Origin of the sequence: Xanthobacter sp. NM-59, from assembly GCF_021401125.1 — a bacterium.
GTDB lineage: Bacteria > Pseudomonadota > Alphaproteobacteria > Rhizobiales > Xanthobacteraceae > Xanthobacter.
Window position 1 is genome coordinate 188,933 of record NZ_JACBFQ010000007.1, and the last position, 15,600, is coordinate 204,532.

The following is a 15,600-nucleotide window of genomic DNA, read 5'->3' on the forward strand; positions in this document are numbered from 1 at the left end:
AACAACTCAAAAGCACCACGCCACATCCGGCGCCCATAAGGCCTGGAAATGCGAAACGGCGAGCCGAGGCCCGCCGCTATCGCTTTTCATCCTGCCGACCGCTGCGCCCCTCACTCCGGAGGCAGCACCTTGCCGGGGTTCATGAGGTCGGCCGGATCCAGCGCCTTCTTCAGGGCGGCCATCAGCTCGATGGCGACCGGATCCTTGTAGAGCCGCAGTTCCTCGCGCTTCAACAGGCCGATGCCATGCTCCGCCGAGATGGAACCGCCCATGCTCGCCACCAGATCGTGGACGAGGCGGTTGAACTCCTCCCAGGTGTCGAGATAGGCCTGCTTGTCCATCCCCACGGGCTGGCTGATGTTGAAGTGGATGTTGCCGTCGCCCATATGGCCGAACGGACAGGGGCGCAGGCCCGGCATGTGGTCCACGCACAGGCGGCTCGCCTCCTCCACGAATTTCGGCACCAGCGACACCGGCACTGAGACGTCGTGCTTGATGGAGCCGCCCTCGAACTTCTGCGCCTCCGAAAGGGACTCGCGCAGCTTCCACAGGGCCTGGGACTGTGCCTCGCTGGAGGCGATCACCGCATCCTCGATCTCGCCGGCCTCGAACGCCTCGCCCAGCACGCCTTCCGCCAAGGCCGCCAGGTCGTCGTCACGGCGGGTGGAGGTCAGCTCTGCCAGCACATAGAAAGCGTGCTCGCCGGCGAACGGGCGCGTGGTGCCGGGCACATGCTTCAGCACCGTGGCCAGCCCGAACTCGGAGAGGAACTCGAAGCCGGTGAGCGCGTCCCCGGCCACGTTCCGCAACCGGTTGAGCAGCGCCAGCGCCATATGGACATCGGCCAGGCCCACGAAGGTGGTGGTGCGCTGGCGCGGCGCCGGGAAAAGGCGCAGCGAGGCGGCGGTGATGATGCCCAGCGTGCCCTCGGCGCCGATGAACACGTCCTTCAGGTCGTAGCCCGTATTGTCCTTCCTCAGGCGGGAAAGGCCGTTCCAGATCCGCCCGTCGGGCAGCACCACTTCCAGGCCGAAGGCCAATTCGCGCATGTTGCCATAGCGCAGCACGGCAGTGCCGCCGGCATTGCTGGAGAGGTTGCCGCCAATCTGGCAGGTGCCCTCCGAGGCGATGGAGAGCGGGAACAGGCAGCCCTTTTCGGCCGCAGCCTGCTGCACCTGAAACAGGGTGCAGCCCGCCTCCGCCACCACGGTGAGGTCGGTGGCATCCAGGCTGCGGATACGGTTGAGCCGCGCCAGAGACAGCAGCACCGCGCCGAACGGGGTCTGACCACCGACGAGCCCGGTATTGCCGCCCTGCGGCACCAGGGCCACGCCCGCCGCCGCGCATTCGGAAACGATGAAGGCCACCTCCGCCGTATCCGCCGGCTTCAGCATGGCGGGCGTGGTGCCGTGATAGAGGCCTCGCCCCTCCACCAGATGGGGGGCGAGCTCGGCGGCGTCGGTCACGACATTGCGCGCGCCGATGCGGGCGGCGATACGATCGAGCAGCGCCTCGAGGCGGCTGGCATCGAAGAGAAGGGGTGCGGGAGCAGCGGTAGACATGGCGGCAAAGTGCCCGAGCCCTCGCGCCTCCGCAAGGGCGGACAATGCCGCGGCGCAAGATCTCTCCCACCGGCGCAACCGGCCCCGCCCCAGCGCGCGGGGGAGCCGCCGCGGCCGCCCCGCCACACCTGCGGGCTTTCATTTTTCCGCGTGTTGGGGAAGAACAAGCGCCTGTTTCATTGCATCGGAGATCCCCGTGACCGAACGCATCCTCGTCGCCCGCATTGGCGCTCCCCACGGCGTGAGGGGCGAGGTGCGGCTGTTCATCTTCACCGAGGACCCCGGGGCGGTGCTGGATTACGAGCCGCTCACCGATGCTGAAGGGCGGCGGAAATTCGCCATCACCACACTACGCCCGGCCAAGGACCACTTCGTGGCGCGGCTGGCCGGCGTGGATGATCGCAACGCCGCCGAGGCCCTCACCAATGTGGACCTCTACGTCCCGCGCGATGCCCTGCCCCCCGCCGAGGACGACGACACCTTCTACCATGCCGACCTTCTGGGCCTGCGGGTGGAGAACGAGGCCGGCGAGCCCATCGGCACCGTCATGGCCCTGCATGATTTCGGCGCGGGCGACGTGCTGGAATATGCACCCGCCGGCACCGGGCGCGGGCGCACGCTGATGGTGCCCTTCACCCGCCTCGCCGTGCCGGTGGTGGACGTGCCCGGCGGCCGGGTGGTGCTGGCGGCGGACTTCATCGACAAGGGCAACGAGCAGCCCGAGCCCGGCGAAGATACCGCCGACGGCTGACGGCGCATGCCGCCCCATCGGGCCGGCACGCCCTGACAGACCAGGAGCGGCCCAAATGAAAACGCCGGCCCGAAGGCCGGCGTTCGCATGTCTGGGATCGGGTGCGATCAGTAGCGATACTGGTCGCCCTTGAAGGGGCCGGCCTGCGGCACGCCGATATAGTTGGCCTGCTGCTCGGAGAGCTGGGTCAGCTTCACGCCGATCTTCTCCAGGTGCAGCGAAGCCACCTTCTCGTCGAGGTGCTTGGGCAGGGTGTACACCTTCTTGTCGTAGGCGCCGGGCTTGGTGAAGAGCTCGATCTGCGCCAGCGTCTGGTTGGTGAAGGAGGCGCTCATCACGAAGCTCGGATGGCCGGTGGCGTTGCCGAGATTCACCAGGCGGCCTTCGGAGAGCAGGATGATGCGGCGGCCGGTGGGGAACTCCACCTCATCCACCTGCGGCTTCACATTGTGCCACTTGAAGTTCTTGAGGCCTGCGACCTGGATCTCGCTGTCGAAGTGGCCGATGTTGCACACGATGGCGCGATCCTTCATCTCGCGCATGTGCTCCACGGTGATCACGTCCACATTGCCGGTGCAGGTCACGAAGATGTCGGCGCGGGGCGCGGCATCTTCCATGGTGGTGACCTCATAGCCTTCCATGGCGGCCTGCAGGGCGCAGATGGGATCCACCTCGGACACCATCACCCGGCAGCCCGCATTGCGCAGCGAAGCGGCCGAGCCCTTGCCCACGTCACCGAAGCCGGCGACCATGGCGACCTTGCCGGCCATCATCACGTCGGTGCCGCGGCGGATGCCGTCCACCAGCGACTCGCGGCAGCCATAGAGATTGTCGAACTTCGACTTGGTGACGCTATCGTTCACGTTGATGGCGGGCCACAGCAGCGTGCCCTTCTTCTGCATCTCGTAAAGACGATGCACGCCCGTGGTGGTCTCTTCCGTCACGCCGCGGATGGAGGCGGCGAGCTGGCTGTACCAGCCGTGCTTGTGCTTCAGGCGGCGCTTGATGGCCGCGAACAGCACTTCCTCTTCCTCATTGGTGGCGCCGTCGAGGAAGGCGGTATCGCCTTCTTCCGCGCGCTTGCCCAGATGGACGAGCAAAGTGGCATCGCCGCCGTCGTCCAGGATCATGTTGGGCAGGCCGCCGTCACCCCATTCGAAGATGCGGTGGGTGTATTCCCAGTAGTCTTCCAGGCTCTCGCCCTTCACGGCGAACACCGGGGTGCCGGCCGCAGCGATGGCGGCAGCGGCATGATCCTGGGTGGAATAGATGTTGCACGACGCCCAGCGGACATCCGCGCCCAGCGCCTTCAGCGTCTCGATGAGGACGCCGGTCTGGATGGTCATGTGCAGCGAGCCGGCGATGCGGGCGCCCTTCAGGGGCTGCGCGGGACCGTATTCGGCGCGGGTGGACATGAGGCCGGGCATCTCGATCTCGGCGATGTCCAGTTCCTTGCGGCCCCAGTCGGCAAGGTTGATGTCTTTGACGACGTAATCGTTGCTCATGGCTTACTCCGCTGGAAATCGGCCGGGCCGAACGGGCGCGAGGCAAGGATCGGTCGCGGCATCAAGTTCGGCCCGCGGGCCATTAGCACGGAGAGAGGACGGCAGCAATCAAGACATAAAGAAATGTTTATATGGCCGACATGAAAAGCCCTTTCGGGGTCTGAGTTCCGCAGCGCACACAACGCAGGCTGGTCGGAAGCCCGACAAGCGCGCTTTGATTCTTACAAAAATTGTGATATACGGCACTTTACAGTCGATTGCTTCCACCAATGCTGCAAGCGCGTACACCTTCGCGCAGTCTGGGAATACCCCTCTTTCGGCACACAGGCTTTTCGAGATCACAGGAGCCTCTGGAGCACCGAGGTGAGATTTGCGTGTCAACCGCCGCATCGTAGGCGTCGGCGGCGTGACGCGGCAGCTTGTTATGGCCATCGGCTGGCAGAGCGGGTCGTCGGGCGTCCGGCCGCGACCCATGTCCACAGCGCACGGCGCCCCGCGCCCCGGTGACCGGACCGGGACGTGACACGCGCCAACAGATCCGGCCTCCGGGGCGGATCGGGAGTGGTCAAGAGCATGTCGACCAAGAAGAACGCGCAGACCCGTCTCGGCTTCAAGACGGGTGAGCACATTGTCTACCCGTCGCATGGCGTCGGCCGAATCATGGCCATTGAGGAACAGGAAGTCGCCGGTTTCAAGCTCGAACTTTTCGTGATCTCGTTCGAGAAGGATAAAATGACGCTGCGGGTGCCCGTGCCCAAGATCGCCAGCGTCGGCATGCGCAAGCTTTCCGAGACCAATATCGTCGAAAAGTCGCTCGAGACCCTGCAGGGCCGCGCCCGCATCAAGCGCACCATGTGGAGCCGCCGCGCCCAGGAATACGAAGCCAAGATCAATTCCGGTGATCTTGTCGCCATCTCCGAGGTGGTCCGCGACCTCTACCGCTCCGACACCCAGCCCGAGCAGTCCTATTCGGAGCGCCAGCTCTATGAGGCCGCTCTCGACCGCATGGCCCGTGAGCTCTCGGCGGTGCAGAACATCACCGAGACCGAATCGGTGAAGCTCATCGAGCAGAACCTGCTCAAGGGTCCGCGCCGCGGTGCCGCCAAGGCCGCCGACGAAGCGGAAGTCGACACCGACATGGACGCCGAAGAGGCGGCCTGATCTCGGCCCGGTTGCTTCACGTGTGCTGCAAGGCCCGGCAATGCCGGGCCTTTTGGCGTTCTACCCCCTTCCGGCGCCGGATCTGACCGGAAGGGGAACCCGCCCGCCCCACCGGCGTTGTGGCGTGGGGCTCGAGCGGGAGAAGTGAAGATGACCAGCCGCGATCAGGACCAGCGCGCGTCGCAGTCCAACCCCAACCAGAAGTCCCAGCCGCAGGGCGGACAACGGGGTGCCGAGCGCCAGCAGCAGCAGGCGCAGATGCCTGGCCAGAAGGGCGGGCAACCTCAGCAGGGCGGGCAACAGACCCCCCAGCGCAAGAATGAGGAACACCGCGGCCAGCGCTGACGCACCGCTCTTCACGGGCAAAGTGCGCGCGGGGCCGCAAAGCGCCGTTACATGCGCATCGCCCGCGCACCTTGAATTCAGCGTGCGCCTTGCATGAGACGCCCCGGCGGCGGCGCCGGAGACCCGGCGCCGCCGCCAACGTGGGAAAACCCGCAGCGCGGCAACCCGCGTCGTTTCTGAGCGGAAGCGCCGAACGGAGCCGACATCAGATGCCCGCAGCGCCACCATCGGCACGCGGGTCGTGCGCGCCCTCAAGTCCACCGCGAGCATGCAGCACCACGGCGCCCGCATGGCCCATGGTGTCCGAATACGCCTCCGGCAGCACCACCAGATCGTGCCCCGCCGCCTCCAGGCGTTCCACGAGTCCCTCTTCGAACCGCGATTCGAGGCGCAGCCGCGTTTCGGGCGCGCCCCAGGTGCGCCCCAGCAGCCAGCGTGGCCGAGCGATGGCTTCTCCCAGCGGAACCCCGAACTGGACATGGCGCGTGAACACCGCGGCCTGGGTCTGTGGCTGCCCTTCCCCGCCCATGGTGCCGTAGCCGATGACACGCCCGTCCTTCAGCACCGCCAGCGCCGGATTGAGAGTGTGGAACGGGCGCCGCCCCGGCGCCAGCGCGTTGAGTGCCCGGGAATCCAGAGAGAAGCTGGCTCCGCGATTCTGCATGAGCACCCCGGTGGAGGGCAGCACGCAGCCCGAGCCGAACTCGAAGAAGATGGATTGGATGTAGGACACCACCAGCCCCGAGGCATCCGCCGCGCCCAGCCAGATCGTGTCTCCGGCCTGAGAGGGATGCGGCCAGCGCAGGGCGCGCCGGGGGTCGATCCGCGCGGCACGCGCCTCCAGATCCGCGTCCGAGAGCAGCCGCCCCAGGTCCATGGTGACCCGCTCCGGGTCGCACACCACCTTGTCGCGCACCAGGAAGGCCTGCTTGGTGGCTTCCACCAGTCCGTGCACATGGCTGAATGTTTCCGCCCCCTCGCTCTGCAGACGCGAGAACAGGCCAAGGATCATCAGCGACGCCAGCCCCTGGGTGGGGGGCGGGGCGTTGAACACATCGCCCTGGGGCAGTTTCACCCGCAGGGGCTCACGCTCGCGGGCGGAGAAGGCGGCCAGATCCTCCCGTCGCACGGGGCTGCCCATGTGCTCCAGATCGGCGGCCATCTCCCGCGCCACGTCGCCCTGATAGAAGTCGCCGAGCCCGGCGCGCGAGAGGTGCTCCAGCGTGTCGGCCAGGCGCTCCTGGCGCAGCGTTTCCCCCGCCTGCGGCGCTTGGCCGCCCGGCAGGAACACCGCCGCAAAGCCCGGCAGGCCCTTCAGCTCATCCAGCTTCTCCTGCGTCAGCCGCGCCTGGGAGGCGGTGACGGGCATTCCCTGGCGCGCATAACGGATCGCTTCTTCCATCAGGCGCGAGAGCGGCATGCGACCGCCATGGCCGCGCGCAGCCTCAAGCGCCAGGCGCCAGCCCCCGACGGCGCCGGGAACCGTCAGCGCCGCCAGCGGGCCGCGCGGTGGAATGCTCTCCAGGCCCAGATCGCGGTAATGGGCAATGGTGGCCTCACGGCCCGCAAAGCCGCAGGCTTCCAGGTAACGCACACGGCCGGAAGGCTCCCGCACCAGCCAGAATCCATCGCCCCCAACATGGTTCATATGGGGGTAGACCACCGCGATGGTGGCAGCCGCGGCCACCGCCGCCTCGATGGCATTTCCCCCCTCCGCCAGCACCTGGCGTCCCGCTTCCACCGCCAAGCGATGGGGCGCGGCGACGATGCCGCTGCGGGCGTGGACACTCTCATGGGCGGCGGCGGGCAGCATGGAACACACTCCACGGAAGGGAAGGACCGGGAAACGCCGGGCGCAAGCCTTGACCCCGCCCCCCCGGTCGGGCCAAGGTCCGCCCCCCATAAAGCGTTTTCGCAGGGTTTGGGTAGCGCTCGCGCGAAAGTGCCTGATCGCGCCGCCCCACAGCGAAAGGCGGATCCATGGCGCGCAAGCATTCGCCAGGGATGACGAGGAGAGAGTGATGACGCAGCCGGCGGTTCCTGGCTCGGTGAATTGGACCAACGTGCTCACCGTGGGCAGCGCGGCGATTCTCATCGCCACCCAGGCCATCGCCACCGCCATCGCGGCCGGCTGGGCGGTCGCCGGCCTGTTCTCTTTGGGTGATGTCGGCGAATACGCCCTCATGGGCCTGTTCGCCCTTTTGGGCATCTATGTCTCGGTGCTCTATTTCCGCCGGGCCGCCAAAGCGGAACCCCTGCGCCACTGAGCGTTCCGCCGCCGGCTAGGGCGCAAAACGCGTCACGATTTGGTCAAGGGCCGGGCGTGGACGATCCGCAACGCGCTCCGCCGGACGCCCGATGTGGAAGAAGCCGGCCACCTGTTCACCGGCGCCCACGCCCAGCAGCGCGGCGGCATCGGCATCCCGCCCCGGCCACTTCAGCAGCCACAGCGCCGAGAATCCCAGCGCCTCCGCCGCCAGCATAAGATTCATGCCGGCCGCGCCGACGGACAGCAGCTGGTTGAACACCGGAATTTTCGCCTGCGGATCAGGCCGGCTCACCAGCACCACCGTCACCGGCGCCCGCAGGAGATAGTCCCGCCACATGTGCCCCTTCTCCGCCGGAAGCTCTCCCATCTGCCGCACATAAAGCGCATCCAGCCGATCACCGGCGACGGCCCGCGCCTCGCCCTCGAGCACGATGAACCGCCACGGCACGAGGCGGCCATGGTCCGGCACCCGCGCAGCAATGGTCAGCATGCGGTCCAGCGTCCCCCCATCGGGCCCCGGCCCCACCAGAGACCGCAACGGTAATGAGCGCCGATGCTCCAGGAGTCCAAGGGCCTCCGGGAGGGGCTCCGTCGGCAGCGGCGTGCCATCATGGCTGGGCGCCGAACCGTGATGGCCCTTCGGCTGTTGCTGTGTATTCATAACGATACCTCTCAAGCGTCCCGCACCCCGGACCGGGCGCCGCCGAGCGGACCGCCCTCCGGCGCGCCTCACCCGTGTTCAACTTTTTGTGATCAGATGAACACGAGTATCTCCCAGCCTATCCTTCGCTGCGCTGTGGCCCGACATGATTACCGCCAGCAGTCCGGGCTATGCCCCCTGCCCCCGACGCGGACGCCTGCCTTGCCGCAGCGCCCCCACCACCGCGCCGCCCGCGCGCGAGTGCGACCAGAGCGCGAAACGAAGCGGCCCCGCACCGTATTTTTCTGCCGGATCATCGTCTTGCATGAGCGTGCCCAGCGTAAAGCCCATCCGGCATGCGGCGAAACGACCGCGCGCGCTCCCGCACTGCGGGGCGTTCGCGCGATATCCTTCGCCGGTGCAGAAATCCTGACGCGGCAGCGCGCGGCGCGCTGCCCATGGGGCGTGCAAGACTTCAACATTCATGTACCAAATGGAACCAAATGTGTGTTAGTGTCCTTCTTGGCCGGCAAGCGCGTGCTCCGCAGAATTGTTTGGACGCGATTTTTCGGCCTTGTCCATTAGGCTACGAGGCAAGAAGCGGGTGGCTGGGTTGAACGTCGTGCGAAGGCGGAGGTCAAATCGCCCGGGACGTGCAAGTTAATCTGCACATGAGACGCGTTTGAATTCAGCAGTGGTGGATGGCCCTAAGCCCAAATTGGCGACTGACCTCAACGGAAATACACATGAGCCGTAACCGAGACTTCCGAGAGCCGCGCCGCCGTGGCTTTGACGACGACTTTGCGCCGCCGCGTGATCGCGGCTTCGGAGGGGACCGTCCGTTTTCATCGCCGAGCAGCTTCAGCGCCCCCGCTCCCTCCGGCCCGCCCATCGACGCGACCGTGAAGTGGTTCAACCCTGAAAAGGGTTTCGGCTTCGTGGAGCTGTCCGACGGTTCGGGCGACGTCTTCCTGCACGCCCGCGCCCTTGAGGCCGCCGGCCAGGAGAGCGTGCCTCCCGGCTCCAAGCTCTCCGTCCGCGTGGGCCAGGGCCAGAAGGGCCGCCAGGTGACCGAGGTGCTCGAAGTCGACACCTCGACCGCTGAGGCCGCTCCCCCGCGTCGCACCAGCTTCGGCGGCGCTGCCCCGCGCATGGGCGGTGGCGCCGGCGGGCCGCGCGCTGCGTCCGGCCCCACCGAGGAGCGCGTGGGCACCGTGAAGTGGTACAACCCCGACAAGGGGTTTGGCTTCATCGCGGTGGAAGGTGGCGGCAAGGACGTGTTCGTGCACGTCACCGTGATCTCCCGCTCGGGCCTCACCGACCTTGCCGAAGGGCAGCGGGTCGTGGTGCAGGTGGGCCAGGGTCCGAAGGGCCCCGAGGCTCGCGGCATCGAGCTGGCCGACTGATCCTGGATCAAGTTTTGCGCGCACCATCGGAAACGGTGGTGCGCGCAAGCGTTTTAAGGTCTCGTCAGCGCCGGGCGCCACGCGGGTGAAACCCTGCTTCCCCCAAGTGGGCGGCGCCCGTTTGCCCCGCCATGAGCCCCATCAGATCGGGTTATGCGCCATGCGGCCGATCCAGGTCCTGAACCGAGATCCCCCATGCCAGACTTGGTCGCTCGCGGCGTTTGGCGAGAGAACCGGCGATTGCTGAGCAGGGTGCGCACGGGCGTTCTCTCCCTGCCCGGCTCGTGTCGCCCATGAGCCAGATTCGCGACGTGGATCGACGCGTTAGAGTGACAGATTTCCTGGCGACACCGACAGCGGGCGGCTGAAACGGGCGCCTTATTCAGTTCTTTGGAGTACCAGAATAAAATGACGCAAACGGTAGAGGCCGACCTCTCGAGCCTCCTCGAACGTCTCAAAACGGCCCAGCGTGACCTCCTGCTGACCGCCGCCAAGGGCACGACCCTTCCGTCGGATGGAATGCTGCGCAAGATCTCGGAGCTGGAAGGCGCCATCGCCGCCACCGAAGCGCTCATTCAAGAGGAGCGCGACGGGCACTGAGCCGGGAGACGGCTGGGCATGCGGCAGTATGATCCGCAATCCCAGCCTTCCCGATTAGAAGTCCGCAGCCGACGTGCTCGCCCGTTCCGATTTCTGCAGGCTGCCCAGTTTCACTCGACAGCGCTCGCGCCATGGCCGCGATGCCGGGCGACACCCATTCCCCGGAACCGAAGCGCACCCGGCCTCATCTGACAGCGACACCGTCACGCGCCCTCCGGGGAGTGGATGCGGGCTCAAAGGCCCGCCCCCTTGCGAGGCTGCGCTGCGCTCGGCTTAGGCCTGCGCAGAACCGGTTGAGTCTTCGCCCCAGCGCCTCAGCTGCGTTCAGCCACAAGCCTCGCAATTGCGGCGCGGAGCTCGGCGAAGCCCTCACCCGTATTGCTGGACGTGGGAAAAACCTCCGGATACGCCGCCGGCCGCTTGCGGATCTGCTCCTGAACCGCTGCGATCACATGGGGACGCGCGGTGGGCTTCACCTGGTCAATCTTGGTGAGCACCAGGGCGTAGGACACCGCGGCCTTGTCCAGCAGGTCCAGAATCTCCTCGTCCACCGGCTTGATACCGTGGCGCGAGTCGATGAGCACGAACACACGGCCGAGATTGACCCGCCCCCGCAGATACGCACGGATGGTGCGCGTCCAGGCATCCACCTTGTCCTTCGGCGCCTTGGCGAAACCATAGCCGGGCATGTCCACCAGCGTCAGCTCGGGCTCCGCGCGAAAGAAGATGAGCTCCTGCGTGCGGCCTGGGGTGACCGAGGTGCGCGCCAAGGCCTTGCGCCCGGTCAAGGCATTCACCAGAGAGGATTTGCCGACATTGGAGCGCCCCGCCAGCGCCACCTCCACCCCCAGCATGGGCGGCAGAACCTCGATGGTGGGCGCGGCGGCAATGAACTGCCAGTCGGCGGCGAACATGAGTCGCCCCGTTTCCAGGAAGGGGTCGGCTGCGGGCGTATTGGAAGCGCGTTCGGTCATGCAGCCTTATCTCCAAGGCGGCCCTTCGGCGCAAGCGCTCGCCGACAGACGGAGCAAAACGTCCCGCTCTTCGCGTCTGAGCGCGGCGGTCTGAACCCAAACCGCCGCAGCTCCGTGACAGGGTGAGCGCTCCGCTCAGGCCACCTTCAGATCGGCGATGAAGCGGCGCACCTTGTCCTGCAGGGTGGCCGATTCAGAGCCGATGGTGGTGGAAGACGTCAGCAGGCTGCGCGCCACGCTCTCCGTTTCGCCGGCAGCCTGGGACACATTCGAGATGTTCTCGGTCACCACATGGGTGCCATCGGACACCTGGCTGATGGAGCGCACGATCTCGCGGGTCGCGGTGCCCTGCTCTTCCACCGCCGAGGCGATGGAGGTGATGGCGTCGTTGACCTGTCCGATGGTCTTCAGAATCCCCTCGATGGCGGCGGCTGCGCGGGTGGTGGAATTCTGGATGGCCGTGACCTTGGTGGAAATCTCGGAGGTGGCCGAGGCCGTCTGGGAGGCGAGCTGCTTCACCTCGCTCGCCACCACGGCGAAGCCCTTGCCGCTTTCCCCCGCCCGGGCCGCCTCAATGGTGGCGTTAAGAGCGAGGAGGTTGGTCTGCCCGGCAAGGCCGGAGATCAGCTCGACCACGTTGCCGATGCCGGCGGCAACGGTGCTCAGCTCAGCCATGATGCTGGCGGTGGCCTTCGCCTCCGTCACCGATCCCTTGGACAGTTCCGCGGAAAGCTCTACCTGGCGGCCGATCTCGTCCACCGAGGCGCCCAGCTCCTCGGACGACGAGGCGACGGCGGAGATGTTGGCCGCCGACTCCTCCACGGTGGACACCACGACCACCGATTCGTCGGACGTCTTCTTGGCCGCGCCGGCGAGCTGCTTGGCGGCGGCCTGCAGATCCTGCGAGGTGGTCTGGAAGGTGTTGATGAGCGAGAAAACCTCAGTCTCGAAGCGGGCGGTGAGCTGCTCGATCATCTGCACGCGCTTGGTGGCCGCCTGCTCGGCTAGAACGCTCTCATGGATATCCACCAGCGAGCCGCAGGCGCGCACGGCCTTGCCGCTCGCATCATGCACCACGCCGCCGGTGGCGCGGAACCAGCGATAGGCGCCGTCCTTCATCTTGAGGCGGTAGGTGATGTTGTAGGCGGAGCCCTTGCCCGACTTCTTCAGCGCGGCGCCAAAGGCGGCAAAGGTCGGTCCGGCATCCTCGGGGTGCAGCTTGTCGGCCCAGGAACCGACCACGTTTGGAAAGTCGTATTCCCCGTTGTAGCCCAGGAGACGACGAAACTCGTTGGTCCAGGTCCACTTGCTCTGCGGGTTCATGGCGTCCTCATTGACGAGGACGGCATCCCACAGGCCAACACCGCAGTGATTGCCCAGGACCGAAATCAGTTCATCGCTCTTCGTCTTCTGCCCGAACATGGTGTGTTTCCCAGATATGGAAAGCTACGCGACAGGGGGAGTTGTCTGGAAAAGGCCGAATGCCGGGTCTCATGCGGGCTCATCGGATGCGCCGCCTCATCCCTGGAAATCACCGCTTCAATCCCGCCACCGGCGGGTAGCATATTCATGGGGCATTTGAACGCGAAGCGAATTTTCGGCGACAGAACCGGCGCGGAGGGGCTGTATCCACAGCTGTCCACAGGGCCGGCGCCGCTGCGAAATCTGACGGAGCGTCACCGACAGCCCCCATGCCCGCAGCCCTCCCGCCGCCGTTCTATGCGGCCAGGAACATCGCACGCGCCTTGTGCACCTCGGCGGCGATGAAGTCCGCCGCAACGCGGATGCGCGCAAGGTCGCGCATGTCAGTGTGGCTGATGAGCCAAAAGGTGCGGGTGATGCTCACCTCGTGTTGCAGCACCGGCATCAGTGCATCCGCGCCCTCCCCCGCGAAAAGGTCACCCATGAAGCACGGCAGCACGCACACGCCCGCCCCGCCCCGGGTGGCCGTGAGCTGGGCCACCAGGCTGGAACTTTTCACCTTCACGCGTAGGTCCTTCCCCACCAGGGGCGCATAGTCCAGCTCCGGCGTGTAGATCAGATCGTCGACATAGCCCACGAAAGCGTGCCGGGAGAGGGCCGAGCGGCTCTCGATGGGCCCGTGCCGATCGAGATAGGCGCGCGCGGCGTAAAGGCGAAGGCGGTAGTCCGTGAGCTTGCGGGCCGCCAGCCGCCCCTCCTTCGGCCGGCTGAGGGAGATGGCAATATCCGCCTCCCGCTTTGAGAGCGAGAACACACGCGGCATGGCCAGAAGCTGAATGTCGAGATCCGGGTGCATCTGCGCCAGCGCGGCGATGCGCGGGGCGAGGAAAAAGGTGCCGAACCCGTCGGGCGCGCCGATGCGCACCGTGCCGGCCACGCCCAGGTCCGCCCCCGCAATGGTGCCCTGGGCCGAGAGGGCGAGGCTCTCCATGCCCTCCGCCGCCACCATCAGCCGCTCGCCGGCGGCCGTGAGCGCATAGCCCTGGGGCTGCCGATCGAACAGCTTGGCCCCGAGCGTCGCCTCCAGCGCGCCGAGCCGGCGACTGACCGTGGAATGCTCCACCCCCAGCCGCGCCGCCGCCGCCGTGAGCCGGCCCGCCCGGGCCACGGCCAGGAAAAAGCGTAGGTCCGACCACTCGAAATCCGCCATCGGCCGCTTTGCTTTCTTATCGATTTTCGCACATTGAGCGTGCGAAGATTGCCCTTTATGTGCACAAAAGGATAGGGCATTGTGCCGGCCAACAAAGGCTGGACACGCCGGCCGCAAGATTTTTTGGAAACGCATCCACCCGGGAAGGACACGCACCATGCGCGATATTGGCCATTTCATCGGCGGCAAGCACGTGCCGGGCACTTCGGGCCGCAAGGCTGACGTGTTCCAGCCCATGACCGGCGAGGTCATCGCCTCCGTCGCCCTCGCCAGCAAGGCCGAGATGCGCGCGGCGGTGGAGAATGCCAAGGCGGCGCAGCCGGCCTGGGCCGCCACCAATCCGCAGCGCCGCGCCCGCGTGATGATGAAGTTCCTGGAACTGGTGCAGCGCGATTACGATTCCCTGGCCGAGCTGCTCGCCCGCGAGCATGGCAAGACCATTCCCGACGCCCGCGGCGACATCCAGCGCGGCCTTGAGGTGATCGAGTTTTCCTGCGGCGTCCCGCACCTCATGAAGGGCGAGTATACGGACGGCGCCGGCCCGGGCATCGACCTTTATTCCATGCGCCAGCCTTTGGGCGTGGTGGCGGGCATCACCCCGTTCAACTTCCCCGCCATGATCCCCATGTGGAAGTTCGGCCCCGCCATCGCCTGCGGCAACGCCTTCATCCTGAAGCCGTCCGAGCGCGACCCCGGCGTGCCCATGCACCTGGCCGAGCTGATGCTGGAAGCGGGCCTGCCGGCCGGCATCCTCAATGTGGTGAACGGCGACAAGGAAGCCGTGGACGCCATTCTGGATGATCCGGACATCCACGCCATCGGCTTCGTGGGCTCATCCTCCATCGCCCAGTACATCTATTCGCGCGGTGCGGCCAACGGGAAGCGCGTGCAGGGCTTCGGCGGCGCCAAGAACCACATGATCATCATGCCGGATGCCGATCTCGACCAGGCGGTCGACGCGCTGATCGGCGCCGGCTACGGCTCGGCCGGCGAGCGCTGCATGGCGATTTCCGTGGCGGTGCCGGTGGGCGAAGCCACCGCTGACCGGCTCATCGAGAAGCTGGTGCCGCGCGTGGAGAGCCTGAAGATCGGCCCCTCCACCGACCCCACCGCCGATTTCGGCCCCCTCGTCACGCGCGAGGCCGTGGAGCGGGTGAAGGGCTATGTGGACATCGGCGTGCAGGAAGGCGCCAAGCTGCTGGTGGACGGGCGCGACTTTTCCCTCCAGGGCTATGAGAACGGCTTCTATATGGGCGGCTGCCTGTTCGACAATGTGACGCCCGACATGCGCATCTATAAGGAAGAGATCTTCGGGCCCGTCCTCTGTGTGGTGCGCGCGCCGGATTATCACGAGGCCCTGCGCCTGCCGACCGAGCACGAATATGGCAATGGCGTCGCCATCTATACCCGCGACGGCGACGCGGCCCGCGACTTCGCCTCCAAGGTGAATGTGGGCATGGTGGGCATCAACGTGCCGATCCCGGTGCCGCTCGCCTACCACACCTTCGGCGGCTGGAAGCGTTCGGGCTTCGGCGATCTCAACCAGCACGGGCCGGATTCCATCCGCTTCTACACCAAGACCAAGACGGTCACCTCCCGCTGGCCCTCGGGCATCAAGGACGGCGCCGACTTCGTCATCCCCACCATGGGCTGAGGCGGTCACCCGCCCATCGAGCCGGCCGCCGCGCGCGGCCGGCATCGCCGGCTCTTCCGCCAACGCGACGGGGGCGGCCGCCCCCGCTTACCCCACGACCC

Annotated in this window: 14 protein-coding genes; 7 read left to right on the top strand and 7 right to left on the bottom strand. The window is 66.8% G+C overall.

The features are described from left to right. Window positions 1–110: 110 nt before the first annotated feature. Window positions 111–1,562 (bottom strand): FAD-binding oxidoreductase, encoded by a 1,452-nt coding sequence (locus L0966_RS14100; protein ID WP_234052580.1) that lies wholly within the window; start codon window positions 1,560–1,562, stop codon window positions 111–113. Between the two features lie 196 nt (window positions 1,563–1,758). On the opposite strand from L0966_RS14100, the gene rimM reads away from it, so the two are divergent. Next, window positions 1,759–2,313: a ribosome maturation factor RimM gene (gene rimM / locus L0966_RS14105; RefSeq protein ID WP_234052581.1), complete on the top strand. Its 555-nt coding sequence runs from the start codon at window positions 1,759–1,761 to the stop codon at window positions 2,311–2,313. Window positions 2,314–2,420: 107 nt separating this feature from the next. Here the strand turns inward: rimM and ahcY are convergent, their stop codons facing one another. Next, a complete protein-coding gene (gene ahcY / locus L0966_RS14110; RefSeq protein WP_234052582.1) occupies window positions 2,421–3,818 on the bottom strand; it encodes an adenosylhomocysteinase in 1,398 nt (465 codons plus the stop codon). Window positions 3,819–4,391: 573 nt separating this feature from the next. Between ahcY and L0966_RS14115 the strand changes: the two genes are divergently transcribed. Both L0966_RS14115 and L0966_RS14120 read left to right on the top strand, forming a co-directional pair. Further along, window positions 4,392–4,979, top strand: coding sequence for a CarD family transcriptional regulator (locus L0966_RS14115; RefSeq protein WP_234052583.1), 588 nt, complete (start codon window positions 4,392–4,394; stop codon window positions 4,977–4,979). Window positions 4,980–5,129: 150 nt separating this feature from the next. Beyond that, window positions 5,130–5,324, top strand: coding sequence for a hypothetical protein (locus L0966_RS14120; protein WP_234052584.1), 195 nt, complete (start codon window positions 5,130–5,132; stop codon window positions 5,322–5,324). A 205-nt stretch (window positions 5,325–5,529) separates the two neighbouring features. On the opposite strand, the gene L0966_RS14125 is transcribed toward L0966_RS14120, so the two are convergent. After that, a complete protein-coding gene (locus L0966_RS14125) occupies window positions 5,530–7,137 on the bottom strand; it encodes a gamma-glutamyltransferase family protein (protein WP_234052585.1) in 1,608 nt (535 codons plus the stop codon). 208 nt (window positions 7,138–7,345) lie between these two features. Here L0966_RS14125 and L0966_RS14130 point away from each other — a divergent pair, with 208 nt between their 5' ends. Next, window positions 7,346–7,591 carry a hypothetical protein gene (locus L0966_RS14130; protein WP_234052586.1) on the top strand — a complete coding sequence of 82 codons (246 nt, stop codon included), beginning with the start codon at window positions 7,346–7,348 and terminating at the stop codon, window positions 7,589–7,591. Between the two features lie 15 nt (window positions 7,592–7,606). Here the strand turns inward: L0966_RS14130 and L0966_RS14135 are convergent, their stop codons facing one another. Then, the gene (locus L0966_RS14135) at window positions 7,607–8,254 is read right to left on the bottom strand and encodes a nitroreductase (protein WP_255684017.1); all 648 of its coding nucleotides are present in this window, start codon (window positions 8,252–8,254) and stop codon (window positions 7,607–7,609) included. A 725-nt stretch (window positions 8,255–8,979) separates the two neighbouring features. Between L0966_RS14135 and L0966_RS22380 the strand changes: the two genes are divergently transcribed. Continuing rightward, window positions 8,980–9,639: a cold-shock protein gene (locus tag L0966_RS22380; RefSeq protein ID WP_304945416.1), complete on the top strand. Its 660-nt coding sequence runs from the start codon at window positions 8,980–8,982 to the stop codon at window positions 9,637–9,639. Window positions 9,640–10,047: 408 nt separating this feature from the next. Next, the gene (locus L0966_RS14150) at window positions 10,048–10,239 is read left to right on the top strand and encodes a hypothetical protein (RefSeq protein WP_234052588.1); all 192 of its coding nucleotides are present in this window, start codon (window positions 10,048–10,050) and stop codon (window positions 10,237–10,239) included. 314 nt (window positions 10,240–10,553) lie between these two features. Here the strand turns inward: L0966_RS14150 and yihA are convergent, their stop codons facing one another. The 3 genes from yihA to L0966_RS14165 all read right to left on the bottom strand — a co-directional run bounded on the left by yihA (window position 10,554) and on the right by L0966_RS14165 (window position 13,845). Continuing rightward, window positions 10,554–11,213: a ribosome biogenesis GTP-binding protein YihA/YsxC gene (yihA, locus tag L0966_RS14155; protein ID WP_234052589.1), complete on the bottom strand. Its 660-nt coding sequence runs from the start codon at window positions 11,211–11,213 to the stop codon at window positions 10,554–10,556. A gap of 135 nt (window positions 11,214–11,348) precedes the next feature. Beyond that, the gene (locus tag L0966_RS14160; protein WP_234052590.1) at window positions 11,349–12,635 is read right to left on the bottom strand and encodes a PAS domain-containing methyl-accepting chemotaxis protein; all 1,287 of its coding nucleotides are present in this window, start codon (window positions 12,633–12,635) and stop codon (window positions 11,349–11,351) included. Between the two features lie 295 nt (window positions 12,636–12,930). Next, window positions 12,931–13,845: a LysR family transcriptional regulator gene (locus L0966_RS14165; RefSeq protein ID WP_234052591.1), complete on the bottom strand. Its 915-nt coding sequence runs from the start codon at window positions 13,843–13,845 to the stop codon at window positions 12,931–12,933. Window positions 13,846–14,002: 157 nt separating this feature from the next. Between L0966_RS14165 and L0966_RS14170 the strand changes: the two genes are divergently transcribed. Then, window positions 14,003–15,499 carry a CoA-acylating methylmalonate-semialdehyde dehydrogenase gene (locus tag L0966_RS14170; RefSeq protein WP_234052592.1) on the top strand — a complete coding sequence of 499 codons (1,497 nt, stop codon included), beginning with the start codon at window positions 14,003–14,005 and terminating at the stop codon, window positions 15,497–15,499. Window positions 15,500–15,600 lie beyond the last annotated feature (101 nt).